The sequence below is a fragment of the Oscillospiraceae bacterium NTUH-002-81 genome, from assembly GCA_032620915.1.
GTDB lineage: Bacteria > Bacillota > Clostridia > Lachnospirales > Lachnospiraceae > JAGTTR01.
In genome coordinates this window covers 1,039,938-1,063,999 of the sequence record CP136052.1, presented here as the reverse complement: position 1 = coordinate 1,063,999, position 24,062 = coordinate 1,039,938, and the positions used below count along the sequence as shown (strand labels likewise).

Here is a 24,062-nt window from a genome sequence, read left to right as displayed (position 1 = left end):
TCCTTTTATCATAGCATATTATATCCATTTTTGCACACGGCACAGATCGCCGCTGTGCCGCCAATCATTTCGGCTCATGGCAGGATATCTTCCCATACAGCGTCTGTCCGTGCGCATTTTCATCTTAATTAACCGAAAAAGTCTGCCTTGTGATATACCATCGGCTCCTTGCCGCTGTTCTCGCCGTCCAGCACCTCTGCCGCAAACAGTACGTGATCACCCAGCTGGTAAACCTTGTTCACTTCGCAGATCATGTATGCAGCGGAATCCTTCACGATCGGGCAGTCCTTCTCGTCATAGATGCACGCTACCAGCTCTGTCTTCTCTGCATTTCTTCCAGATACAAAACCGCAGGCCTTGGCAACCTCCTCCTGGCCCTTTGCCAGAACGGAAATGGTGAAATGTGCATTGTTCTGCAGCATCTCTGCTGTATAGTGTCCGGCGCTGACAGCCACCAGGATCTGGTTCGGTCTGGAGGAAATCTGTGTCAGCCATGCAGCTGTCATCAGGTTCTTCTTCTCACCGTTTTTCGCTCCGATCACATAAACCCCCTGTGTGATCGCATTCATATAATCTTTTCCCATGGTCTTCTCCTCTCCGCAGTGGACACACTGCTTCCAATCTTCCCCTCATTTTACTATAGTCTGTTGTGTTTTTCTATGATATACTTTGTCTGTAATATTACATATATTGATCTTAGTTTTCCTATCTTGCTCATCCCGTCAAAGAAGGTGCCCACGCCTGTGAGCACCTTCAGGAAGGAAATGAATAACTATGAAATCTCTTATGTGAAACTTCTATAGGATGTCTGACTTATTTCAGGCCTGCGATCTTGAGACCCTCTTCTACTCTTGCGGTCTCCTCAGCGGTAGCCGGAAGAACAGGCATTCTCGGATCGCCAGCAGGCATGCCGAGCAGCTCAACAGCCTTCTTCAGAAGTGCCGGGAACTTGTTCTCGTCGCCGATGGTAGCTGTCAGAGGAGCCAGGTTCCAGTAGATCTTCTGTGCTTCTTTGATCTTGCCCTCGTTTACAAGGTTCATCATCTCGATTACCTGCTTCGGTGCAACGTTAGCGGTTGCAAGGATGATTGCCTGGAATCCTACGCAGAATGCAGGAAGTGTCAGGTCGTCGCAGCCTGTGAACAGGGTGATGTCATCTGCGCTGTATTTTCTTAAGATGCTTGCTGCAAGCGGAAGGCTTCCGGATGTCTCCTTCATACCAACTACCTCAGGGATAGCGATCAGGCGCTCAAACAGCTCTAAGTCAATGTTGATGCCTGTTGCAGCCGGATGATTGTAAAGAACCATCGGGATACCAACCTTTGCCAGCTCTGTAAAGTGAGCAACCATACCATCGTTGTCTGTGTTGCCGATCGGGGAAAGAACCAGTGCTGCATCTGCGCCTGCATCCTTTGCATCCTGAACGAGCTCCTTGGTAGCTGCTGTTGTCTGTGCGCCGGCACCAGCAATGATCTTGCCGTCGCCGATGACTTCCTTACAAGCCTTGATACCAGCGATACGCTCTTCTCTTGTCAGGAATGCATGCTCTCCTGAAGAACCACTGAATGCAACACCTGCGCAGCCAACGCTCATGTAGTATTTTACGTTAGCCTTTAAGCCTTCCAGATCCATGCTGCCGTCAGCCTTGAAAGGTGTGATCAGTGCAGGATATACTCCCTTAAATACGATTGATTTCTTCATTTCTTTCTACCTCCATTGTTGTTTTTGATATTTGAATTTTAATGACTCACTTGTTTAAAATACGGAAACGCTTCTTTTTATAAAAGGTTGATGACATATTCCAGGTTTTCCCGGAAAGTGCCGTTTTTCACAAAGTTCTTGGCGAACAGTGCGCTTCCCATGGTAAATGTCCAGGGGTTCATCTTCTTGACCTTCTCGATTCTCTCTTCCGATCCGATGCTTCCTGCCAGACAGACCGGATGCTTCGCTCCCTTTACAAAGTCGGCGCAGAACTCGTCCACGTTCTCCCCTGTGTAGCGGTAGCCCAGAAGATCGGTGCCGTAAATGCCCTTGTCCGCAAATGCTGCTTCCTGGGCAAGCATCTCTTCTACCGTTCCCTCCAGAATACTCGGTGTCTGGGATACCTTTCCAACAAACGGGCAATACTTCAGATCCGTTTTCTTTACATATTCATATACACTGTCGAAATACAGGGTGCCCAGCAGATAATCAAATCCGCATTCCACGCCAAGTCTTGCACCTCTCATGCATTCCTCTTCTGTGTAACTTACTACCTCAAGAAATGTAGTCTTCCCATTGGCCTTCATCACGTCCACCAGCTGCTTCATCGCGGCAGGTTCCAGTCCATGATCCTTGAAGCCCCAATACTTCACCGGAAGGTCTCTACAGCTTGTAAATACTTCCAGTGCGTTCGGCACTGTCACATCGTTGTGTGTCAGCATGACGATCAGCTCAGACATTCCTCAACACCTCTCCCTTCTCCCCCGTCAGACTTGATTAAGTCTGCATTTATTGTTTAACTGTATACTATCACCAAGATGGCCATCCGTCGATGAAGTACTTTGTGTTTACCTTCACATATCTTGCTTCCGCCATTTGCATTCTATCTGTCTTCCCTTGTTTTCCTGTATTTATTGTGAAATCTATACCCCATATTTTGTTTTTTTCACACTTTTACTTGACATTTCATGCGCTTCATATTATCGTAAATAATATACAGGTCGAAGCATTACATATATTGCTTACTTATTGCTCATCTTGTTATTGAGGAGGGATATTCATGGCAGCGATATTCTGGTCACACGCCAACAGCTATGTAGGTGACTATTCCATCGTCAGAAGAACACCACATAAAGAATTTACCGAAGGGTATCATTATCACGACTTTTATGAAGCACAGTTCTATTTTAATAACGACCCGGAAACAAAGGACGAGCCTCTGGGCACCATCATGCTGGGAGACGAGATGTACAAGCCCAAGAACGGGGATGTCTTCCTGATCAACATGTTCGACTCGCATTATATTCAGATGGACAACAAAAAACATTATGACCGTTACTGCGTTTCCATCTCCCCGACGCTGATGCTGTTCATCTGCTCGGAGCATTCCAATCTGTTCAATATTTATAATAAGAGCAATCGGAACTATCCGCTGATGCACATGACCGAGCACCAGCAGCAGCTATTCCTGCAGATGTACCATGATTTCGAGGTGCGTTTAAAGGATATGGAGCACGGCAAGCGCTTCCTGGAGCAGTCTCTGCTGTTCGGCATCATCGCTCAGCTGTATGACATCTATTATACGGAGACGCAGATCGCGCCCACCGATTCTCTGCACATGTCCACGCTGACAACGCTTGTCCGCTACATCGACGAGCACATTGCCGAGGATCTGTCGCTGAAACAGCTGTCCGAGGTGACCAATTTCAGCACGTACCATCTGTGCCGGATCTTCAAGAAAAATACCGGTACGACGCTGAACAAATATATCGTTTCCAAGCGGATTGAGAATGCCAAGCTGCTGCTGGCCGGGGATGCTTCCATCCAGACCATCAGCAAGGAAGTCGGTTTCAACAACTACAACCATTTCTACCGCTGCTTCCGCCAGATCGTCGGTATCAACCCAGCAGACTACCGGGAGATTCTGCTGACCCAGGGCGACGAAGCGCTCATCCAGCTCCAGGCCACCGGCGTCATCAAGCGGCCTGCGGATACCGATGTCCTCAATGAGGAGGATGAAGATTTCGGAGACGAGAATTTGGATGATGAGCCCTAAAATGACAACTAAGAGAGCCCTTTGCAGAATGTTTATATTTCTGTAAAAGGCTCTTTTCTTGCGGTCAATTTTCAAGCCATGAAAGACATTCTTTCCAAGTTTTTCAAACTATCGCAGCAATTCTCATGGTTCCATATAAGCATATATCAATAAAGCGCCCATCCCGCGACATAATCATCTGACCAGCCACAGAACAGGCGCTTTTCTTATTTTTTATAACTCTGTTTTTTTACTTGACGGACTCGTAGGTGTAAAGATGTTCCTCATCCTTATGGTTCCGTTCTTCCACTACCTGATTCCAGTCTTCCTTCGCAATGTCGTGGATGGTCACGGTAATGCTGTCCGCAGGCACTTTCGCCAGGGGTGCTACCCGCTCCATCACTTCTTTTGCAATGGCTTTCTTCACCTCCGGGGTGCGTCCCGGAAGCATCTCTACGGTAATATGGGGCATATTTTACCCTCCCTTTCTGAAAACGTTTTCATGCAGTTGAAGCTTCTTCAACGCATCCTGATATATTTTTATTTCTTCTCTTTCAGCCAGTTCTGCATTGCTGCGCCTCTTTCCGGCGGCAGGCAGTTGTCTGCGTATGTACGCATGAAGCCTTTCTTGATGCGGGGTTCCGGCAGTACCAGATGTTTTCTTCTCTCTTCCAGCACTTCCTCCGGCACTTTCAGCTCCAGCTTCCGGTTGTCGATGTCGATCTCGATCAGGTCTCCCTCTTCGATGAGTGCGATGGGTCCGCCCACAGCAGCCTCCGGGGATACATGTCCGACGATAGGGCCATGGCAGAATCCGGAGAAACGGCCGTCTGTGATCAGTGCCACGCTGTCGTCCAGGCCTAAATTTACAATACCCTCGGTAGCTTCCATAACCTCAACCATACCAGGTGCGCCTACCGGTCCCACATAGCGGACAACGACTACGTCGCCCGGTTTTACTTCCTCGCGGATAATAGCCTGATGAGCCTCTCTGTCGCTCTGGTATACCTTTGCCTTACCGATGAAGTGATGCATCTGCGGCAGAACCGTCGAAGAACGGATCACGGCGCCCACCGGAGACAGATTTCCTTTCAGGATCGCCAGACCGCCGTCCGGAGAGATGGGGTTCTTCTGGCTTCTGATGATATCATTGGACTTGGAAGGTGCTTTTTCCAGAATCTCCGCCAGTGTCTGGCCGGATACGTTCAGGCACTCGGTGTGGATCTGATGCTCCATCTGCTTGAAGATGGCAGGCACGCCGCCCAGATAATGCAGCGTATCCACAGTATATTTGCCGCTGGGCTTGATATTGACGATACAGGGTGTGATTCGGTTGAACCGTTCAAAATCATCCAGGGACAGTTCGATACCCAGCTCGTTGGCAAGGGCGATCAGATGCATGGGAGCGTTGGTGCTTCCGCCGATGGCCAGATCCATGCAGACTGCATTTTCCAGTGCCTCTTTGGTGATGATATCGGAGGGCTTCAGATCCTCAAATACCATCTGTACGATTCTGCGTCCCATAGCACGACAGCTCAGGATCTTATCGGTGTAAACAGCCGGGATCGTCGCTGCGCCGGGGAAGGTCATGCCCAGTGCCTCTGTCAGGATCTGCATGGTGTTGGCCGTTCCCATATTCGGGCAGGCACCCATGGTGGGACATGCGCTTGTCTCTGCTGCCAGCACCTCTTCCGGTGTTGCCTCTCCCTTGGAAGCCTTGCCGTAGCAGAACTCGGTCACATCACAGAGCATGAACTGCTGAGAATTCAGGCATCCTGCCAGCATGGGGCCGCCGGTACAGCAGATGGTGGGAATGTTCAGTCTGGCAGCTGCCAGCAAAGTTCCCGGAACGATGTTATCACAGCCGGACAACAGAACCAGGCCGTCAAAATGCTGAATGCTGCTGACCACCTCGATGCCGCCTGCCACCAGATCTCTCATGGCAAGGTCCATACACATGGTCTCGCTGCCGATGGCAACCTCCGCGCACGTAGAGGGAACACCGAACTCAAAGGGAATACCGCCTGCCTGCCAGATGCCCTCCTTGATGGCATTGGCCAGCTGACGCAGGTGTGCGTGTCCCGGAGAATTCTCACTGAATGTATTGGCAATGCCGATGTGCGGACGCCGGTTCAGCTCTGTGGGATCATAGCCGCTGCCCTTGTATACCGCTCTTGCGTGGGCTGCGCTGTTACCCTCGAAATATTTCTGTGTAAACTCCATCCCAAATTACCTCCTGTAATTCTGTAATTGATTATCATATGTTGTTTTTAGCATACCTTTTTTGCTTTTGTGTGTAAATCATATTTTTTGCTCATCACCTTACATTCTTTACGTTTGCGTGTAGGATTACATTACTTGCTTTTCCTTTTTATTTTCCTTGTCACGGGCCGTCCAAAAATGCTACAGTAATCATAGAGAAATACAGGGAGGGATTGCCAATGGGTGCAAATCAGATATTGTTATGGATCATGGGGATTTCCGCGCTGATCGGCGGCATCGACCGTATCACCGGAAATCATCTGAAGCTGGGAAGTGCCTTCGATGAGGGCTTTCAGGCACTAGGCGAGCTGGCGCTGGGCATGACCGGCATGCTCTGCCTGGCACCGGTGCTGGCCGGATTTCTGGCCCCGGCACTGCGTCCTGTCTTTCATCTGTTCGGTCTGGATCCGTCTCTGGTGGGGATCCTCATCGCCAACGACATGGGCGGCTATGCCCTGGCCATGGAGCTGTGCGAGTCCGAGGCCGCCGGTCTGTATTCCGGCCTTTTCGTGGCATCCATGCTGGGCTGCACGCTGGTTTTCACCATTCCTGTGGCCTTTCATATTTTGCGCGAGGAAGATAAAGAGGTATTCTCCTTCGGATTGCTGATCGGGTTCATCACCATTCCCTTCGGAAGCCTGGTGGGCGGCCTGCTGGCCGGTTTTCCCATGGGCATGCTCCTTCGCAACTCCGTGCCGGTGCTTCTGCTGTCCCTGCTGCTGGTGATCTGCCTGAAATTTTTCTATCACCAGACCATCCGCTGCTGCCTGTTTGTGGGCAAACTGATCACCGCCCTGACGTATATCGGCCTCATTGCAGCAGCCTTTGAATATCTCACCGGCGTCACCCTGATCCCCGGCATGTCCCCCATCATGGATGCCATGGCCACCGTGTCCGCCTGCGGCATCACATTGCTTGGAACCTTCCCCTTCCTGCATCTGCTGATCGCCCTTTTAAAACGGCCCCTGGGGCAGTTGGCCCGACTGCTGTCCATCGATGAGGAAAGTGTCTCCGGTCTGGTGTTTTCTCTGGCCAACTCCGTGCCGGTGTATAAAAATATGAAAAACATGTCCAAAAAGGGGATTGTGCTCAACACCGCCTGGCTGGTGTGCGCCACCGCGGCCCTGGGCGATCATCTGGCTTTCACCGCCAGCGTGCAGCCCGATTACCTGCTGGCTGTGTCGGTAGGGAAGATTGCCGGGGGACTGCTGGGTGTGGTGTTGGCTTGCAGATTTTATAAATCATGATTGTTATACAATAAAACAACAATCCCCTGACCTCTATCATAGTCAACCAGGATAGAAATCAGGGGATCTTTTATTCTTATCTCCGCAATTTTTTATCTGTTGTCGTATCTGCTGTAGCTAAACGGTGCAACATCCAGGTATGGTTTCTCATCCGCAACTGTCTCCCTCTCATAAGCTCTCGCTGCCACCAGGGATACCGCAACGCCAACCGCTGCTGCCGCAAGCTTTCCAATCATATAAGGCATCAGCAGGCCATCGCCAATTCCCAGTACCAGTCCCAGCTGACTGCCAAACATGCCGGATACCAGAACGATCCAGGCGGTGTTCACGATGATGCCCTTCTTGGTCATATTCTTCATGAGAGAGAACACCGGAACGGAGCTTGCCAGGGAAAAAATCATACCGGACACACTGGTAACATCCAGTCCCACCTTATCCCCCAGCCGGTTCAGCGGATTCTTCAGAATCCGGGTAAACAGCTCCAGCACCGGAAACATGCCGATAAGGGTAATGGTGATCTGGCAGACCACCTGCATGGAATCCATCAACGGCTCCATACCCGGGATGATCTCCCATCCGGTCAGATATTCCATACTGCCTGCTGCGATACCGATGAGCCCCAGGCACTCAATGGCTCGTCCCAGCTTCTCCATGATGGAGATCATCTTCTCTGGAATTCTGCACATGCCATATACGATCAGCACAGACATCAAAAGCACCGGAAGACTGTTCCAAAGCACTTCTCTTACCGGAATTTGTAAAAGCAGACCGCTGACAATGCTGCCCACCGGGATACACCCCACGCCGATGAGGATTCCCCTGGAAAACCACGGCACATCCTCTTTCTCAATCAGGCCAAAGCCCAGCGGAATGGTGAACGTCAAAGTGCCGCCAAACATACCGGCTGTCACTACACCGAGCATCAGACCGATCTTCTCGTTCTGCGCCAGCGACATAGCCAGCGGATAGCCTCCCATATCACAGCTCAGCAGAATACTCAAAATGGAAGGATCCATATGAAGTCTGGTGAACAGCGGCACTGCCACCGGCTTTAACACCAGTGCAATGACCGGTGCCATGGTCATAATGCCTGCCATGGAAATCATCATGGAACCAATCAGACGGAAGCCCTGCTGGAATTTCTCCCCCAGCTTCCATTTATTGCCCCGCAGCGTATCTGTTACGCCAATTAAAATACCAACTGCAATCAATACCGTAATGATCTTATCCATATTTTTGCCCTTTCTGCAGCATCTCTTCTTCGGTACCCTTTTTGATACCTTGCTGCCTCTTTTGATCTACTTTCTTCTTGCAGATTGGATTATACTCGATTATTTGATGCTTTGTTTGCTTTTATCATTAAATATCTTGCTCTTATTTAATTTTCTGCTTTATTTTTGTTTGCGTGCCAAGTATAAAAAATTGCCGCAGCAAGAGCTGTAAACCCGCAGGCAAATTTTGCCATCAAAAATGCCGGTATATATTCTGACCCAATACTCATGATCAATCCCATCTGACTTCCAAACGTAGCTGCACAGCCCACAATCCAGGCTGCATTGAGAATTGCTCCGGTCTCATTCATGTCATTTAACATAGGAAATACCGGTGCAGCACTGGCCAGCGTAAAGATGATCCCACTGCATCCGTCTGCCCCCATGCCTACCAGATTGCCAATATGATCCAGCAGAGACTGGAAAACCCTTCGGAATATTTCCAGCACAGGAAACATTCCGATCATCGTAACGGTCATTCCGCACACAGTCTGCATCGTATCCATAATAGGCAGCATTCCCGGAATCACCACAATTCCGGTCAGATAGGTAAACGCACCGATTCCAATGCCAATGGTACCTGTCCACTCAATAATTTTCCCAAATATTTCCATGATTTTTACCAGCCGATCCTGCATACACACAAATCCCAAAACAATCAGGACGGTCAAAAATAATACCGGAATATTATTCCACAACACTTTGGATGGTGCAATTCCAAGCACTAACCCACCTGCAATGCTGCCTACCGGAATACAGCCAATGCCAATAAGCATTCCTTTGGAAAAAGACTTTCTCGCATCCCCCTGAATCAGAGAAAATCCCAGCGGAATACTAAATGTCAGTGTTCCACCAAACATGCCCGCGGTGATGCCCCCCAGCATCATCCCCACCTGGTGGTCTTCTGCCAGAGATTTTGCCATCTGGTATCCGCCCATATCATTTCCCATTAATATAGAAACAATCGACGGATCCATCTGCAGCTGCCGGAACAGCGGTAAAATCAGCGGCGCGATCCACCCTGCAATGACCGGCGCCAGCGCCATAATGCCCGCCATCGATATCATCATAGAACCGATCAGACGAAATCCTCTCTGAAACGTTTCTCCAATTTTAAAGTGATTTCCTGTCAGGGAATCTGCCATCCCCACCAGCACACCGATTGCAACAATCCAGGATATCATCCTTTATTTCCTCCTATTACTTGCTTTTTGACATTTCAAATCCTGCTCTTCCAATCCTTTTCCTATGCATATTATCGTGCCCAATCGTGAAAATGTACATTAAAAAACGCAAGGTCTGCATTGCAGATCTTGCGTTTTGATAATCGTTATTTTATTGATATTTTTTTGCTTCTCTCTGTTCCTCTTCCTGGGTTTTCTCTTCCCGGACAAACATAATGGCAAATACCGCCACCAGAAAACCGCAGCAGACAAGGGCTGCGCGCCCCCTGCCACCGGTCTGCCGTCCACACGCCGACCATGGCGCCGAAGATAAACGAAGCAATGATGCCAAAGTATTCCAGCGCCGCTTTCCTTGATTCCCGGTTGTTCTGGAACAGCATTTTGTGAATATGTTCCATCCCGCTTCGTAAATTGCCGGTACACATGGTCGTGGCATAGGCATTGCCGTTCACCTTGCGAAAGCTCTCCACCTGCATGGAGCAAACAAACGCAATGGAAGAATTGGCAATGATATCCAATTCGCCCTGCGGAATAAAAGCTGCCACAGCCACCACCAGGATCTCCGCCAGCACCACGATCTGCCGCCAGTGCATATTGATGTCCGTATTATTCTTATACCGTCCCTTGATCTGCTCTGCCACCAGCACGCCCAGCGCATAGCAGACGATCGGGATCAGATAATGCGGCACCTTCTGCCAGTTTCCCTGGGCGATGTTCAGTCCCATCAGCACCATATTGCCCGTCTCGGCAGTGGCAAATACTTTTCCCCGCGCCACATAGCTGTAGGCATCCAGGAAACCTCCTGTGATGGCCAGCAGCACGCCCAGACGGAAGGATTCCGACATCTGTTCTCTCTTATCCATTCCCCTCTTCGCCTCACAAATCCGTCTTTTGTCTCTTTATACCAGCCGGGTCTTTTTCACCATCTGGATGAATTCCCGGTTATTTCTTGTCCTTGCAAACAGATTCAGGATATTTTCCACCGCTTCATCCTGGCGCATGCCGTTTAATGCCTTGCGCATGATATCCACGGCCTCCTGCTCTTCCCGGTCAAGGAGCAGATCCTCCCGCCTCGTTCCTGATCTTGCGATATCGATGGCCGGGAATACCCGCTTCTCGGAAAGCTTCCGGTCAAGCACCAGCTCCATGTTGCCGGTTCCCTTGAACTCCTCGAACACCACATCGTCCATCTTGCTGCCGGTCTCCACAAGAGCCGTCGCCAGAATGGTCAGGCTGCCGCCCTCCCGCATATTTCTGGCCGCACCGAAGAACCGCTTGGGCATATGCAGCGCCGCAGGATCCAGACCGCCGGACAACGTTCTTCCGCTGGGCGGCACAGTCAGGTTGTAGGCCCGGGCCAGTCGGGTGATGCTGTCCAGCAGGATCACCACGTCCCGCTTGTGCTCTACCAGACGCTTAGCACGCTCGATCACCATCTCAGACACCCGTTTGTGGTGCTCCGGCAGCTCATCAAAGGTGGAATAGATGACTTCCACATTATCTCCCTGGATGGCTTCTTTGATATCCGTTACTTCCTCCGGCCGCTCATCGATGAGCAGGATCATCAGATGCATCTGCGGGCAGTTTGCCAGGATCGATTTTGCAATGTCTTTCAATAATGTCGTCTTACCTGCCTTGGGCTGGGATACGATCATGCCTCGCTGGCCCTTACCGATGGGCGCGATCAGATCGGTGATCCGCATGGCCACACTGCTCTGGTTCCGCTCCAGCCGGATGCGCTGGTTCGGGAAGATCGGCGTCATGTCCTCAAAATTTGCCCGCCGGGATGCCTCATAGGGGGGCAGGCCGTTGACAGACTTCAGATACAGCAGGGCACTGAACTTCTCTCCCTGGGTCTTGATCCTGGTGTTGCCCCGCAGGATATCGCCGGTTTTCAGATTAAACTTGCGGATCTGGGACGGCGAAACATACACGTCATTCTCACCGGGCATAAAGTTCTCACAGCGGATAAAGCCATAGCCATCCTGCATCACTTCCAGAATGCCGTCTGCGATGATGCCGCTGTCCAGATCACTCTCCCACATGGGCGGACGGGCAGATTCTTCCCGCTCCTGCTGGCTTCTCTCCTGATGATCCCCACTGCCCTCCATGTAAGGGTTCTGCCGTTCTGCCACGCGGTCCGGCTGCCGCTCATAGCTGCGCTCTGGCTGACGGTCGTAGACACGCTCAGTCCGTTCTGATGAACCATAACTGCGCTCGGTCTGGCGTTCATAATTTCGCTCTGCCGGACGATCGTAGCTGCGCTCTGATGGACGCTCGTAATTCCGTTCCGACGTTCTGTCATCACTCTGGCTGCGGTCTGGCTGATATCGGCGGGTTCGGTTCTGCACATAGCGTCCCGCCGGGCGCTCTGTCCGGTCACCGGTGCGGCCGCGCTCTGCCTGTCCACTGCGTTCCGGCTGACTGCGGTCATACTGCCGCTCGTAGCTTCGGCCTTGCGGATGTTCGTATCCCCGTTCCTGCTGCTCTGCCGGTGTCTCCTGCTCCATCGGTTCCTGGTTTGCTGCTGTGCGCTCCGGAACATCTGCCTCCGCAGACGCAGCCGGTGCCTCCTGCACCTTTTTCTCCGGCGCAGCGATCATCTCCTGTGCCGGAGCCCCCTCCTTCTCATCCAGGGCAAGCATGGCCTCGATCACCTGACTTTTCTTCATGGCAGACACGGACTTAATTCCCCGCGCCTTCGCCAGCTCCTTTAATACACTCACTGATAACGATTCATATTTTTCTCTCATACATATTCCTTTCTTTTATTCTACTAAAAGAGAAATGATCCTTTCCTTTTCCTTGCTAACGATATCTGTTCATTAATCTGGGAATCTCGTCTGAAACGACATTGAAACTAGATGTGGTTATTATACTACAGAAATTTTGGAGCGTCAACGACTGTGCATTTTAACAAAATATATGCTAAACCAAAGAATAATTGATAAGTACGGCAATGAAGTCCTCCGGAAATTGGAGGAAGATTTTCGTGAAATTAATCGGCTGTGTTATCTTTTACTTCTGCAAGCATAATCTGCTCAAGTCGGTCAATATCTGGAAATACAACTTTTTTGCCTCTGGAATGAAGCTGACGAATTTTCTTCATACAGGTTGTCACTTCTTTGTGAATAGAATGTTTAACAGGAACCGGATTATTATTTCGAGTATGTATATGGTCAAGATAATAATCTCTGATTGGAAACATATTCTGGAGAAGAAAAGCAGCTTCTTTTCCATCAAATTCACCTAAAACTATTGTTAGGCACTTTCCATATTTAGTTACCTGTTTATCGTGTATTGCTTTAAATTTTTTAACACGAGAACTTAGTGGAACCATCCATAGCAGAGAAGTTTTACTGTCACGCAGACAGTAAAAGGTAGGACGATATGTACCGCCTTCTTTATTCTGCATTAAGTTGGAATCCTGTACTTTTTCAAAATATTCCTCTTTAATATGGTAAACGTATCCTTCTTGATATATCATATTCATCACCTACAAAATAAGCCCTGCCATGCGGCAGGGCCGAAATTTTCGAGCCGGATATTTATTAGACGCTTCCGGTGAGCGAACAATATTTTCGAGCCGATCACTTATAAGCCGCCAACGGTGGGCGAACAATATTTTCGATGACAGAAATCCTGTCTCTATCATTATTATATGGTTGCAATGAAAATATGTCAACAAAAAATAATTTGCCTTATTACAGCCCCATAGGATTATACATCCAGACTTCTCACGGACTCTCTCTCGATCACATCGCCGCGCATGACAATTTTCTGAGGTGCACTGCCTTCCTCAATCTCCTCCAGAAGAATTTCCACACTTTTTCTGGAGACTTCTTCTACCATGGAATTATAGGTAGTAAGCGCCGGATACATATACTCTGCGGTATAAATATTATCGAATCCAACCACTGAAACATCCTGCGGAATGGAAAGACCGCATTCTGTCAGGGCACGATAGACACCCAACACCATCATTTCTTCACTGACAAATACCGCTGTCGGATGATCTTCTCTGGAAAAGAGTTCTTTTGCCTTGTGATAAGCATCCTCCACCTCCGTGGCATTGCTCAGCACATACGATTCATTGATCCCCACATGGTAATCCCGCAGTGCATTCACATATCCTCTATACCTTCTTCGATGCCGCTGTTTTTCCAGATTTTCGAATACACCGGCAATTTTCCGATGCCCTCGTTTTAACAGATATTCCGTCATCAGATAGGATCCATATTCCATATCAATGCTGACACAGCTAATGTCCTCCTTCAGATCACGGTTCAGCAATACAATCGGAAGATTCTCACTTCTCCGCATTTTTAAAACATGTTCTACCTGATCATTGATGGTCAGGCAAATAATGCCATCCACCAGTCTGGTTTTCAGCATTTCCAGTGATTTTCTCTCTTTTTCCGGATCATTCTGGCTGTTACAGAACATAACAGAGTATCCTGCCTCCGTAGCCCGCTGCTCAATACTTCGGGTCAGGGCCGCATAATAAAGGCTGTCCAGGGCCGGGATCATCACCGCGATCATGTTCGTCTTCTTTTCCTTCAGCCCTTTGGCGATGAGATTTGGTTTATAATGGAGCTTCTCTACTGCATCCAATACCCTTGCCTTCGTCTCTTCCTCGACATAAGTTTTTCCAGAAAGCGCTCTGGAAACTGTACTGATGGAGACACCGGCCATGGCCGCCACATCTTTGATCGTTGCCCCTGTATTTCCTTTATTCCGCATACGTTACTCCTTCTTCTTCATACCCCCCCCGAAAATTTTCCGGAGATTTTGTCACTTTACTATTAACAATACGCTCTGTGACGGGAGAAGTCAATTATTTATCATTTTTCATATTCAATCTTAACAACCAGATCGTTACGGCAACCAGAACGCCAATGACGATCAACATCCCAATGGTTCCTGCTTCCATATTTCACACCTCCGTTTGATTTGATCAGGTATTTTAGAATGCCTGAATAAATGTGTATGCTGCCAGAAGTACCATGATCGGTACTGCGATGAATTTTACCCACGTATCAAACCAGCTGCCCAGCTTGATATCGGAATCCGGATCGATCTGATTCTCTCTGATCTTCTTGACGCCGAATACCCACGCATAGGCAATTCCGCCCAATACCGTTGCCGGCATGAAGAAGAAATCGCTGGTGATCAGCTGCCATGCGGATTCCCATCCGTTGGAAAACAGACACGGAATACCAAATGCCAGGTTGATAACGCCCATAATGGCTACCACCTTTGCACGGGACATGTGGAACGCATCTGAATAAGAGGTAACAGCCGTCTCCTGGTTACTGCAGGCACTGGTAAATGCCGCAAAGAACATGCCCACAAAGAGTAATAAACCTACAATCGTACCTGCCGGCATTTTCTGGAATACAACCGGAAGAACTTTGAAGATCAGACTGGAACCTGACTGGGGATCAATGCCAAAAGCGATACAGGCCGGAATAATACACAGTCCTGCGAGCAATCCTGCGCATGTATCCATGGCACAGATGGTCAGAACAGATACCGTAATCTCACCATGCTCCTTGATATGGCTTCCATATACCAGCAGCGCACCGGGGCCCACACCGATGGAGAACAACGCCTGTCCCACGGCTGCCACCCAAAGTCCCGGATTGGCCAGCTGGCTGAAATCCGGATTCAGATAATAGTTCAGGCCGTCTACAATACCCGGTGTCGTTGCCACCGTAACAACAAAAGTGATAATAAACAGAATAAACAGGGCCGGAACCATGATATTGCTGATTTTTTCAATTCCTTTGCTAATACCTTTGACACCGGTGTAAAGAAGAATACCCAGCAGCACTACATAAAGGCCAATGCTCAATGGTTTATTCCCTCTCAGGCTGTCATAAATCTGATCCGGGGCCACCCGGTTCCAGATGGATGTGCCACAACCCACTGCAAAATAAACAATGGCTGACATGATCGCCACATAGTAAAAGTTCTGCGCCCACTGTCCGAATGCGCTGACGGAGCCCAACACATAACCGGCCGGCTTATTTTTAAACGTCAGTGCATATGTATCTACAAGACCTTTTTGTGTTCCTTTACCCATAGCAACCTCTACGATTGCCAGCGGTGCCACAAGCCCTACGACACCAACCAGATACGCGAATACAAAAGCACCGCCGCCCCACTTTGCACACAGGTAGGGAAATCTCCAACAGTTTCCCAGACCGATTGCCAATCCTGCCATAGACAGGATCATACCGAATCTGTTCTTAAAAACGTCTCTGGATTCCCCAGAATGTTCATTTGCTCCCATTTCACTGCTTCCTTCTTTCTTATCATTGTCCTGATGGTCAGGAATTCCTGCTGCATGTTTTCCGTGCAGCTTTCTTGTTTTTGCGTAAACGTTTGCGCAATCGTTTTCTTGTACATACTGTACTTCATTATCAATAATTTATCAATATTTTTTACGGATTCTATATAGGAATCAGCATTTTCTCTATTTTTTCAATTTGTTTTTGTGCATTATGAATGTATATTTCTTGCTTTTTATTACATATTTTGTCATCATATGTACTTAAATCTTTCACAGCAAAAAAATTAATGTTTTATTCTCCTATTCAAAATGCACAGGAGAAATTTTTCATCCTGTGCATCCTGTTGGAGTATCAAATTATGGCTTTCATATTATATGTATCATCATGCACCATGAGCAGCGATCAGCCCATGAATTCCGGGTATACCGGCGGAACGATTGCCCGTGCCACCATATGTGCCAGACCGATGAAGTCAAATACCGGAATGCCGGTTTCCCGTACCACGGCTCTTGCAAACGGCGGGATATCGCTGCACTCGAATACAAATGCCTTGATATCCGGGTATTTTGCCACCAGCGCTTTGGCTGCAGCCACTACCTCTCCCTCCATCTTCTCCGGGTTGATGGTTTTCTTCTTGCAGGTAACGTGTACATTGTAGAACTCTTCGGTGTTCTCCAGGCCGCCGACTGCATAGTTTACGGTTTCATCAATGCCGACTGTCTTCAGGAAATCTCCCTTCAGATGTGCACCACCGGCAGTGAGAATGCCTACGCGGTTGCCGCCCAGCATGCGGGACAGCATGGGAACCATGAGCAGCGGAGATAAGAATACCGGGATATTCACAGCCTCAGCCACGCGCTTCTGGTAGATGGCGAAGAAGCCGCATCCGGAGGTGATTGCCTTACAGCCCTTGGCCTCCAGCTCTTTTGCTGCGTCGATGAATATCTGGCAGCGGCTCTCGTCCGGGCCGATCTCGTCGCACCACCAGTCAGCCGGCAGTCCCTCCAGCACCTTGTAAAGAACCGGGAAATCATAAGACATGGCATTTCCTACGTTTCCGGGGATGAGGGGTGCCTCCATGTCCAACATGAGCACGCCTACAGAATATCCATAATACGGTCTTCCGCCTTTATATTCTTTCATTGTTATATCCTCCTGAATTTCAATTTTTATCATTTTTTCAAATGTTATATTCAAAGTTTAATATCCCAGCATGGACGGGATGGCTGTGGATACGGCCGGTACAAAGGTTACCAGCATCAGTACCACGAAGATGGCTGCGTAGAACAGAACCAGCGGTTTCATGACTGCTTCCAGTCTGCGCTTGGACACTTTCAGTCCCACGAAAAGGATGTTGCCCACCGGAGGGGTGATGCAGCCGATACACAGGTTGAAAGTGATCATAATACCGAAATGCAGAGCGGACATGCCGAAGCTCTGGCAAATCGGAAGAAAGATCGGTGTAAAGATCAGCACGGCCGGTGTGATGTCCATGAACGTTCCCACAAACAGCAGGAATATGTTGATGATGAGCAGGATGACAACCTTGCTGCTGGAGATAGACAGCAGTACGTTGGAGATGGCTGCCGGGATTCCCGCAAATGCCATTACCCATGCCATGATGTTCGAGGTTCCTACCAGGAACATGATGGTTGCGGTCATTTTGCCGCTGTCCAGGAGAATCTGTTTTAGTTCTCTTACGGTGATGGTGTGATACACGATCAGGGACAGGAACAGGCTGTACACAACGGCGATGCCGGAAGCCTCTGTTGCGGTGAAAATACCGGAGCAGATACCGCCTACAATGATCAGAATCAGCAGCAGGCTGGGGATGGCTTTCCAGATGGTAATTAACGCTTCTTTAAAGGAATATTTTGTGGTGGAGTGATATCCATGCTTGTGCATCCAGATACCTGCAACCACCATACATCCTACGCCCCAGAGAATACCAGGGATGTAACCGCCCATGAAAAGTGCTGCAACGGAGGTACCGCCGCTGGCCAGGGCGTATGTGATCAGTACGTTACTGGGAGGAATGAGCAGTCCTGTGGGCGCTGTCGCCACGTTGACCGCCGTACAGAAGTCCATATCCATGCCTTCTTTTTCCTCGATGGGGCCGATGACGGAACCCATGGCAGATGCTGCAGCTGCACCAGAACCGGAAACTGCACCAAACAGCATGTTTGCCAGAATGTTTACGTGAACAAGAGATCCGGGAAGCCAGCCGATGACAACCTTTGCGAAGTTAATCAGGCGGACGGCAATTCCGCCCTTATTCATAATGTTGCCCGCCAGTACAAAGAAAGGAATGGCCAGCAGGGTGAAAATGGAGATTCCCTGGAAAAGCTTCTGGGATGCGGTGGTGATGGCTGCCGCACTGTCAAGAAGCTGCACAATGGCGATCATGGAGGATGCTGCCAGTGCCACGGCAATGGGCATTCCTGAAACCAGAATCACAACAAGAACAATAAAAATCGTTAATCCTGCAACTGCTGTTGAACTCATGCCGCACCTCCTTTTTTTGTTATTCACGATTGCTGCAACAGAATCGATAATATTCAGTACATTATAGATAAGAATGAACACGCCGCTCACCGGGAGAATCGTATACACATTGCTCATCCGGATACCCAGTGTGGGAGAAACCTGTCCTTTACCGATATTGAACACGCTCATACCGCCTTTTACCATCAGTACATATACCAGAACCATAATGACTATTTCAGAAATGATGCATAAAATCTGCTTCGGGATTCCCTCAAGCTTATCAGAGAAAAGAGTCAGCATCATATGATCTCTCTCTCCAAACACAACTGCCGTTCCGATCAGCGACATCCAGACGAAGGAATAGGTCAGTGTATCCTCGGACCATGTAACCGGGTGTACAAACACATACCGCATCACTACCTGATAGGTAACAAGTACTGTCATAAATGCCATCAGAAATATGACAACTGCAGACAATATTTTGTTTAAAATCTTTCTTATCATATTTACTGTATTCAAAATTCTGCTCCTTTCCTTGGCATTCCGGCATTGCTGCCGGAATGCGTAAGGCTATTACTTATTGACTACTGAGCCAGAGCTTTGATCTGCTCATATTTTGCTGCAAGTCCCTCGTCCTCAGCAATGATCTCCTCTGTGAAAGGAACCAGGATTGCCTGGAACGGAGCCTTGTCTACATGCTCGAAGGTAACGCCCATGTCCTCAGCCTCTTTGATTACCTCTGCCTCGGACTCATCCCAGAACTCTCTCTCCTTCTGGGACATCATCTTGAATGCCTCTTCGAATACCGGCTTGTCCTCTTCGCTGATGGAGTTCATCAGGTCTGTGCTTGCTACAACCATATCCGGGATGATCTGGTGCTCATCGTTTGCATAGTATTTTGCAACCTCGCCGTGTTTGTGGCTGACCAGTGCGATCTGCGGGCTCTCTGCTACGTCGATGACGCCCTGCTGCAGTCCTGTGTAAACCTCGCTGTATGCCATTACCACGCCTGCGCTGCCAAGAGCCTCAGCCATCTTTACGTTGGTCTCACTGGACATGACACGGATCTTTTTGCCCTTCAGGTCATCAGGAGAGTTGATGGGATTCTTGGAATAGAAGCTTCTTGTTCCGGCATAGAACCAGGACACACCTACGATACCGGAATCAGTTGTGCTGTTGTAGAAGGGAGCCATGAACTCTTCGTTGTCCATTACGGTCTTCATGTGATCAGCACTCTCAAATACGTAAGGCAGGCCGAAGATTCTGTACTCGGGATTGAATGCCTCCAGGTCGCTGGCTGCGCCAACTACCATATCCAGGGAGCCGGACTTCATTGCTTCCAGAGCTGCCTGTGTACCACCCATGATTGCGTTGGGGTAAATCTCTACCTGATATTTGTCACCAAGGTTCTCCTCGATGTATTTTTCGAACTCCAGCAGTCCCAGGTGCTCCGGATGGGTTTCCGGCTGTCCGTGAGAAATACGGATGGTCTTTACCTCGCCGCTTGCTGCTTCTGTAGAAGCGCTGTCACTGCTGTCGGTTGTTGTTGCTGCGGAATCACTGTTTCCACCACATGCCGCAAGGCTCATTACCATGCCGGTTGCCAGAAGCATTGAAAGTACCTTTTTCCCAAATTTCATTGCATTACCTCCCAAAAAGTTGTTCTCTTTTTCCTCTTAATACTTTTTTGTTTGTCTTTGTTTTTGATTTATTTTCTGTGTAAACGTTTGCGCAATCGTTTTCATGAGAATACTGTACAATATCTCAATAAAATTATCAACATTTTTCTTTTCCTCATTGAGCAAATCGTCGGTATTTATATTTTTATTGATATTCTTTTGTGCATTTTATATATTCTATTTTTGCTTTTGATTGCATTTATTGACATCACCTGTTGTCTTCTTATGTGCGCAATAATTGTAATCCTCATTTTTGATGCTTTTTGAACAAAAAAAGAGCCGCCGTGTCAGCTTATTTTCCGCCTTCACAACAGCTCTTTCTCATTTGGGATTCTTTCTCTGCTTCTGTTTTCTCCGGTTATGCCTCATCAATGGCATGACCGATGTCATTTCTCATATACTTATTCTCGAAATCGATCCAGCCGGTGGCCTCATAGGCGTTGGCTCTTGCCTCCTGCAACGTCTTGCCTGTGGCAGTGACGCCCAGCACCCGGCCGCCATTGGTGACGATCTTGCCGTCCTGGAACTTGGTTCCCGCGTGGAATACGAAAAAACCATCCTTATCCTGGATCTTCTCCAGACCGTGGATCTCGAAGCCCTTCTGGTAAGATACCGGGTATCCGTCGGATGCCAGCACCACGCAGACGGCTGCGTTGTCCTCGAACTCCAGCTCGATCTGATCCAGGGTGCCGTCCACACAGGCCTCCATGACCTCGATCATGTCGTTCTTCATCCGGGGCAGCACCACCTGTGCCTCGGGATCGCCGAATCTGGCATTGTATTCCAGCACCCGGGGGCCTTCCGGTGTCAGCATGAGGCCGAAGAAGATAATGCCCTGGAACGGTCTGCCCTCTGCTGCCATGGCGTCAACCGTAGGCTGGTAAATGTACTGGCGGCAGAAATGATCCACTGCGTCTGTATAGAAGGGACTGGGAGAAAAGGTTCCCATACCGCCGGTGTTCAGTCCCTGGTCGCCGTCCTGGGCCCGCTTGTGATCCTGGGCGGAGGTCATGGTGCGGATGGTCTTGCCATCCACGAAGGACAGCACGGATACCTCCCGGCCGGTCATGAATTCTTCAATGACCATCCGGTTGCCGGCACTGCCGAACTTCTTATCCTGCATGATCTCCTTCACGCCTGCCTCTGCCTCTTCTTTTGTATTACAGATGAGCACGCCTTTACCCAGTGCCAGGCCGTCAGCCTTTAACACGATGGGATATTTGGCGGTCTGTAAATAAGCGAGCGCTTTCTCCGGGTCGTCAAAATTCTCATAGGCAGCCGTGGGGATGTGGTATTTTTTCATCAGATCCTTGGAAAAAGCCTTGGAGCCCTCCAGGATGGCCGCATTTTTTCTGGGGCCGAATACCCGCAAGCCCTGGGCCTCAAACACATCCACGATGCCGCCCACCAGCGGGTCGTCCATGCCCACGATGGTCAGATCAATGCTCTTCTCTTTGGCAAACGCAGCCAGGCGGTCGAATTCCATGGCCGGAATGTCCACGCACTCTGCGTAACGCGCGATACCGGCATTGCCGGGCGCACAGTAAATCTTATCTGCTTTCGGACTCTGGGCAGCCTTCCATGCCAGGGCATTCTCCCGGCCGCCGCTTCCTACAATCAGTATGTTCATATGCAAAATCTCCTTTTCACGGTCACCAAAAAGTGTTATAAAATGACAGTCTTCGCGCCTTCCACCCGCACCCGGTCATGGGCGATGAGGTCAATGGCCCGGGGCAGAAGCTTCCACTCCGCCTCCTCCATGACTCTGCGCTGCAGGCTCTGGGGGGTGTCATCCTGACGCACTTCCACAGCCTTCTGCAGCAGGATGGGGCCTGTGTCCGTGCCCTCGTCCACGAAATGGACGGTGGCGCCGGTGACCTTCACCCCTCTTGCCAGCACGCCCTCATGTACCTTCAGGCCATAATAGCCGGTGCCGCAGAAGGACGGAATAAGGGACGGATGGATGTTGATGATGCGGTTGCGATACGCCCGGATCATCTGCTCCGGGATCACCACAAGGAAGCCTGCCAGCACGATGAGATCCGCCCCGGAAGCCTGTACCGCCTCCAGCAGCGCCTCGTTAAACAGCGCCCGGCTCTCATAGTTTTTCGGAGAAATACAGCTGGCTGCAATTCCGGCTGCATTTGCTCGTTCCAGTGCATAAGCGCCTGCATTATTGCTGATGACCGTCACGATCTGGGTGTCGGTGATGGTGCCGTCTGCAATGGCATCGATGATGGCCTGCAGATTCGTGCCGCCGCCGGACACAAGCACTGCTATTTTCAGCATACGGTTACTCCCTTTTCTCCGGCCTCGGTGTAGCCCACGATATACGGGGTCTCTCCGGCTGCGCGGATGGCTTCCATAGTCTTCTCTGCATCGGCAGGATCCACGCCGATGACCATACCAAGTCCCATGTTAAACGTATTGTACATCACTTTTTCTTCGATCTCGCCGTCCTCTGCCAGCATGCCAAAAATCGGCGGGATCGGGTAGCTGTCCTTCTTCACCACCGCACGGATGCCGTCGGGCAGCATTCTCGGGATATTCTCATAGAAACCGCCGCCGGTGATATGGCTGCAGGCTTTCACGGTCACACCTGCCTCTTTGATGGATTTCAGTGCTTTCACATAAATCTTGGTAGGTGCGATGAGCGCCTCGCCCAGGGTGCAGCCCAGCTTGTCGTAGTAGGTATCCAGTGCTTCTTTGCTCATGCTGAACACCTTGCGGACAAGGGAAAATCCATTGCTGTGCACACCGGAGGAAGCAATGCCGATGAGGGTATCGCCAGCTTTCAGGTCTTTGCCGGTGATGAGATCTTTCTCATCCACGATGCCCACAGCAAAACCGGCCAGGTCGTACTCGTCCACCGGATAGAAGCCGGGCATCTCTGCGGTCTCACCGCCGATGAGGGCAGCGCCGGACTGTTTGCAGCCCTCTGCCACACCGCTGACGATGGTTGCGATCTTCTCCGGATCATTTTTGCCGCAGGCAATATAGTCCAGGAAAAACAGGGGTTCTCCGCCTGCACAGGCAATATCGTTGACGCACATTGCCACACAGTCGATTCCCACGGTATCATGACGATCCAGCAGGAAAGCCAGTTTCAGCTTCGTTCCCACACCGTCCGTGCCGGATACCAGCGTCGGTTTCTCCATGTCTTTGAATTTTTCCATGGAAAATGCACCGGAAAATCCGCCAAGGTTTGTCAGCACCTCGGGACGCATCGTTCCCTGTACATGCTTTTTCATCAGTTCTACAGACCGGTATCCGGCCTCGATATCCACACCTGCATTCTTGTAATCCATTGTTTCTCCTCCATATGTTTTTATGCACCGGAAACGGCTGCATTATTTTTCTTTCATGTACTCTTTGTAACCGATCTCTTTCAGGCGGGCATCCTTGGCCTCCACCTGGGATTTCATTTTCTCAGAATAAGCTTTCAGGCGGCCCAGCAATGCCTCGTCCGAGGTGGCCAGGATCTTTGCCGCAAGAAGACCCGCATTGGTGCCTCCGTTGATGGCCACGGTTGCCACCGGGATGCCGGAGGGCATCTGTACGATGGAGTACAGGGAATCTCTTCCGCCAAGGGATGTGGTATGCATCGGGATACCGATGACCGGCATCGGGAAGATTGCCGCGCACATACCCGGAAGATGGGCTGCCATTCCCGCACCTGCGATGATCACCTTGAAGCCTTTTTCCTCTGCGGTTTTCGCATACTCAAAAAATACATCCGGCTCCCGGTGTGCGGAAATAATTGTCATCTCGTAGTCGATTCCCAGCTCCTCCAGAATGTCGGCAGCCTTTGCCATGATCGGCATATCGGAATCACTGCCCATTACAATACCTACTTTTGCCATTGCGATTCTCCTTTTCTCTTGTGGTTTGTGATTG

21 protein-coding genes and 1 pseudogene are annotated in these 24,062 nt (G+C 49.8%); 2 read left to right on the top strand and 20 right to left on the bottom strand.

Annotation, left to right across the window (positions count from 1 at the left end; translation table 11 throughout):
- Nucleotides 1-128 precede the first annotated feature (128 nt).
- The 3 genes from RJD28_05115 to RJD28_05105 all read right to left on the bottom strand — a co-directional run bounded on the left by RJD28_05115 (nucleotide 129) and on the right by RJD28_05105 (nucleotide 2,441).
- Entirely contained in the window at nucleotides 129-584 is a 456-nt protein-coding gene (locus tag RJD28_05115; protein ID WNV58893.1) for a flavin reductase family protein, read from the bottom strand.
- A gap of 229 nt (nucleotides 585-813) precedes the next feature.
- Nucleotides 814-1,701: a dihydrodipicolinate synthase family protein gene (locus RJD28_05110; GenBank protein ID WNV58892.1), complete on the bottom strand. Its 888-nt coding sequence runs from the start codon at nucleotides 1,699-1,701 to the stop codon at nucleotides 814-816.
- Between the two features lie 77 nt (nucleotides 1,702-1,778).
- Nucleotides 1,779-2,441, bottom strand: coding sequence for a hypothetical protein (locus RJD28_05105; GenBank protein WNV58891.1), 663 nt, complete (start codon nucleotides 2,439-2,441; stop codon nucleotides 1,779-1,781).
- 320 nt (nucleotides 2,442-2,761) lie between these two features.
- On the opposite strand from RJD28_05105, the gene RJD28_05100 reads away from it, so the two are divergent.
- Complete coding sequence (locus RJD28_05100) at nucleotides 2,762-3,757, top strand: AraC family transcriptional regulator (GenBank protein ID WNV58890.1); 996 nt, start codon at nucleotides 2,762-2,764, stop codon at nucleotides 3,755-3,757.
- Between the two features lie 229 nt (nucleotides 3,758-3,986).
- On the opposite strand, the gene RJD28_05095 is transcribed toward RJD28_05100, so the two are convergent.
- Nucleotides 3,987-4,208 (bottom strand): tautomerase family protein, encoded by a 222-nt coding sequence (locus tag RJD28_05095; protein WNV58889.1) that lies wholly within the window; start codon nucleotides 4,206-4,208, stop codon nucleotides 3,987-3,989.
- 68 nt (nucleotides 4,209-4,276) lie between these two features.
- Nucleotides 4,277-5,959 (bottom strand): dihydroxy-acid dehydratase, encoded by a 1,683-nt coding sequence (ilvD, locus tag RJD28_05090; protein ID WNV58888.1) that lies wholly within the window; start codon nucleotides 5,957-5,959, stop codon nucleotides 4,277-4,279.
- Between the two features lie 218 nt (nucleotides 5,960-6,177).
- On the opposite strand from ilvD, the gene RJD28_05085 reads away from it, so the two are divergent.
- A complete protein-coding gene (locus tag RJD28_05085; protein WNV58887.1) occupies nucleotides 6,178-7,245 on the top strand; it encodes an ethanolamine utilization protein EutH in 1,068 nt (355 codons plus the stop codon).
- Nucleotides 7,246-7,337: 92 nt separating this feature from the next.
- On the opposite strand, the gene RJD28_05080 is transcribed toward RJD28_05085, so the two are convergent.
- The 15 genes and pseudogenes from RJD28_05080 to purE form a co-directional block, all read right to left on the bottom strand.
- Complete coding sequence (locus RJD28_05080; GenBank protein WNV58886.1) at nucleotides 7,338-8,477, bottom strand: ethanolamine utilization protein EutH; 1,140 nt, start codon at nucleotides 8,475-8,477, stop codon at nucleotides 7,338-7,340.
- A 146-nt stretch (nucleotides 8,478-8,623) separates the two neighbouring features.
- The gene (eutH, locus tag RJD28_05075; GenBank protein ID WNV58885.1) at nucleotides 8,624-9,700 is read right to left on the bottom strand and encodes an ethanolamine utilization protein EutH; all 1,077 of its coding nucleotides are present in this window, start codon (nucleotides 9,698-9,700) and stop codon (nucleotides 8,624-8,626) included.
- 146 nt (nucleotides 9,701-9,846) lie between these two features.
- Nucleotides 9,847-10,563 carry a YoaK family protein gene (locus RJD28_05070; GenBank protein ID WNV58884.1) on the bottom strand — a complete coding sequence of 239 codons (717 nt, stop codon included), beginning with the start codon at nucleotides 10,561-10,563 and terminating at the stop codon, nucleotides 9,847-9,849.
- Nucleotides 10,564-10,599: 36 nt separating this feature from the next.
- Nucleotides 10,600-12,453, bottom strand: a complete 1,854-nt coding sequence (gene rho / locus RJD28_05065) for a transcription termination factor Rho (protein WNV58883.1) — start codon at nucleotides 12,451-12,453, stop codon at nucleotides 10,600-10,602.
- 245 nt (nucleotides 12,454-12,698) lie between these two features.
- Nucleotides 12,699-13,187, bottom strand: a complete 489-nt coding sequence (locus RJD28_05060; protein WNV58882.1) for a type III toxin-antitoxin system ToxN/AbiQ family toxin — start codon at nucleotides 13,185-13,187, stop codon at nucleotides 12,699-12,701.
- 233 nt (nucleotides 13,188-13,420) lie between these two features.
- Nucleotides 13,421-14,443 (bottom strand): LacI family DNA-binding transcriptional regulator, encoded by a 1,023-nt coding sequence (locus RJD28_05055; protein ID WNV58881.1) that lies wholly within the window; start codon nucleotides 14,441-14,443, stop codon nucleotides 13,421-13,423.
- 223 nt (nucleotides 14,444-14,666) lie between these two features.
- Nucleotides 14,667-15,998 (bottom strand): sodium-dependent transporter, encoded by a 1,332-nt coding sequence (locus tag RJD28_05050; GenBank protein ID WNV58880.1) that lies wholly within the window; start codon nucleotides 15,996-15,998, stop codon nucleotides 14,667-14,669.
- Nucleotides 15,999-16,401: 403 nt separating this feature from the next.
- Complete coding sequence (locus tag RJD28_05045; protein WNV58879.1) at nucleotides 16,402-17,142, bottom strand: aspartate/glutamate racemase family protein; 741 nt, start codon at nucleotides 17,140-17,142, stop codon at nucleotides 16,402-16,404.
- 57 nt (nucleotides 17,143-17,199) lie between these two features.
- Nucleotides 17,200-18,504 (bottom strand): TRAP transporter large permease, encoded by a 1,305-nt coding sequence (locus tag RJD28_05040; GenBank protein ID WNV59565.1) that lies wholly within the window; start codon nucleotides 18,502-18,504, stop codon nucleotides 17,200-17,202.
- A gap of 96 nt (nucleotides 18,505-18,600) precedes the next feature.
- Nucleotides 18,601-18,900: pseudogene (locus RJD28_05035) on the bottom strand (TRAP transporter small permease).
- 170 nt (nucleotides 18,901-19,070) lie between these two features.
- A complete protein-coding gene (locus tag RJD28_05030; GenBank protein ID WNV58878.1) occupies nucleotides 19,071-20,126 on the bottom strand; it encodes a TRAP transporter substrate-binding protein in 1,056 nt (351 codons plus the stop codon).
- 397 nt (nucleotides 20,127-20,523) lie between these two features.
- The gene (gene purD, locus RJD28_05025; GenBank protein WNV58877.1) at nucleotides 20,524-21,795 is read right to left on the bottom strand and encodes a phosphoribosylamine--glycine ligase; all 1,272 of its coding nucleotides are present in this window, start codon (nucleotides 21,793-21,795) and stop codon (nucleotides 20,524-20,526) included.
- 35 nt (nucleotides 21,796-21,830) lie between these two features.
- Nucleotides 21,831-22,454, bottom strand: coding sequence for a phosphoribosylglycinamide formyltransferase (gene purN, locus RJD28_05020; GenBank protein ID WNV58876.1), 624 nt, complete (start codon nucleotides 22,452-22,454; stop codon nucleotides 21,831-21,833).
- Nucleotides 22,448-23,473 (bottom strand): phosphoribosylformylglycinamidine cyclo-ligase, encoded by a 1,026-nt coding sequence (gene purM / locus RJD28_05015; protein ID WNV58875.1) that lies wholly within the window; start codon nucleotides 23,471-23,473, stop codon nucleotides 22,448-22,450. Before purM ends, purN begins: the two co-directional genes overlap by 7 nt.
- A 42-nt stretch (nucleotides 23,474-23,515) precedes the next feature.
- Nucleotides 23,516-23,980 (bottom strand): 5-(carboxyamino)imidazole ribonucleotide mutase, encoded by a 465-nt coding sequence (gene purE, locus RJD28_05010; protein ID WNV59564.1) that lies wholly within the window; start codon nucleotides 23,978-23,980, stop codon nucleotides 23,516-23,518.
- Nucleotides 23,981-24,062 lie beyond the last annotated feature (82 nt).

Bases quoted from the DNA above. Each gene is read 5' to 3' on its own strand.
- RJD28_05115 (WNV58893.1), bottom strand. From the start codon at position 584: ATGGGAAAAGATTATATGAATGCGATCACACAGGGGGTTTATGTGATC.
- RJD28_05110 (WNV58892.1), bottom strand. From the start codon at position 1,701: ATGAAGAAATCAATCGTATTTAAGGGAGTATATCCTGCACTGATCACA.
- RJD28_05105 (WNV58891.1), bottom strand. From the start codon at position 2,441: ATGTCTGAGCTGATCGTCATGCTGACACACAACGATGTGACAGTGCCG.
- RJD28_05100 (WNV58890.1), top strand. From the start codon at position 2,762: ATGGCAGCGATATTCTGGTCACACGCCAACAGCTATGTAGGTGACTAT.
- RJD28_05095 (WNV58889.1), bottom strand. From the start codon at position 4,208: ATGCCCCATATTACCGTAGAGATGCTTCCGGGACGCACCCCGGAGGTG.
- ilvD (WNV58888.1), bottom strand. From the start codon at position 5,959: ATGGAGTTTACACAGAAATATTTCGAGGGTAACAGCGCAGCCCACGCA.
- RJD28_05085 (WNV58887.1), top strand. From the start codon at position 6,178: ATGGGTGCAAATCAGATATTGTTATGGATCATGGGGATTTCCGCGCTG.
- RJD28_05080 (WNV58886.1), bottom strand. From the start codon at position 8,477: ATGGATAAGATCATTACGGTATTGATTGCAGTTGGTATTTTAATTGGC.
- eutH (WNV58885.1), bottom strand. From the start codon at position 9,700: ATGATATCCTGGATTGTTGCAATCGGTGTGCTGGTGGGGATGGCAGAT.
- RJD28_05070 (WNV58884.1), bottom strand. From the start codon at position 10,563: ATGGATAAGAGAGAACAGATGTCGGAATCCTTCCGTCTGGGCGTGCTG.
- rho (WNV58883.1), bottom strand. From the start codon at position 12,453: ATGAGAGAAAAATATGAATCGTTATCAGTGAGTGTATTAAAGGAGCTG.
- RJD28_05060 (WNV58882.1), bottom strand. From the start codon at position 13,187: ATGATATATCAAGAAGGATACGTTTACCATATTAAAGAGGAATATTTT.
- RJD28_05055 (WNV58881.1), bottom strand. From the start codon at position 14,443: ATGCGGAATAAAGGAAATACAGGGGCAACGATCAAAGATGTGGCGGCC.
- RJD28_05050 (WNV58880.1), bottom strand. From the start codon at position 15,998: ATGGGAGCAAATGAACATTCTGGGGAATCCAGAGACGTTTTTAAGAAC.
- RJD28_05045 (WNV58879.1), bottom strand. From the start codon at position 17,142: ATGAAAGAATATAAAGGCGGAAGACCGTATTATGGATATTCTGTAGGC.
- RJD28_05040 (WNV59565.1), bottom strand. From the start codon at position 18,504: ATGAGTTCAACAGCAGTTGCAGGATTAACGATTTTTATTGTTCTTGTT.
- RJD28_05030 (WNV58878.1), bottom strand. From the start codon at position 20,126: ATGAAATTTGGGAAAAAGGTACTTTCAATGCTTCTGGCAACCGGCATG.
- purD (WNV58877.1), bottom strand. From the start codon at position 21,795: ATGAACATACTGATTGTAGGAAGCGGCGGCCGGGAGAATGCCCTGGCA.
- purN (WNV58876.1), bottom strand. From the start codon at position 22,454: ATGCTGAAAATAGCAGTGCTTGTGTCCGGCGGCGGCACGAATCTGCAG.
- purM (WNV58875.1), bottom strand. From the start codon at position 23,473: ATGGATTACAAGAATGCAGGTGTGGATATCGAGGCCGGATACCGGTCT.
- purE (WNV59564.1), bottom strand. From the start codon at position 23,980: ATGGCAAAGGCTGCCGACATTCTGGAGGAGCTGGGAATCGACTACGAG.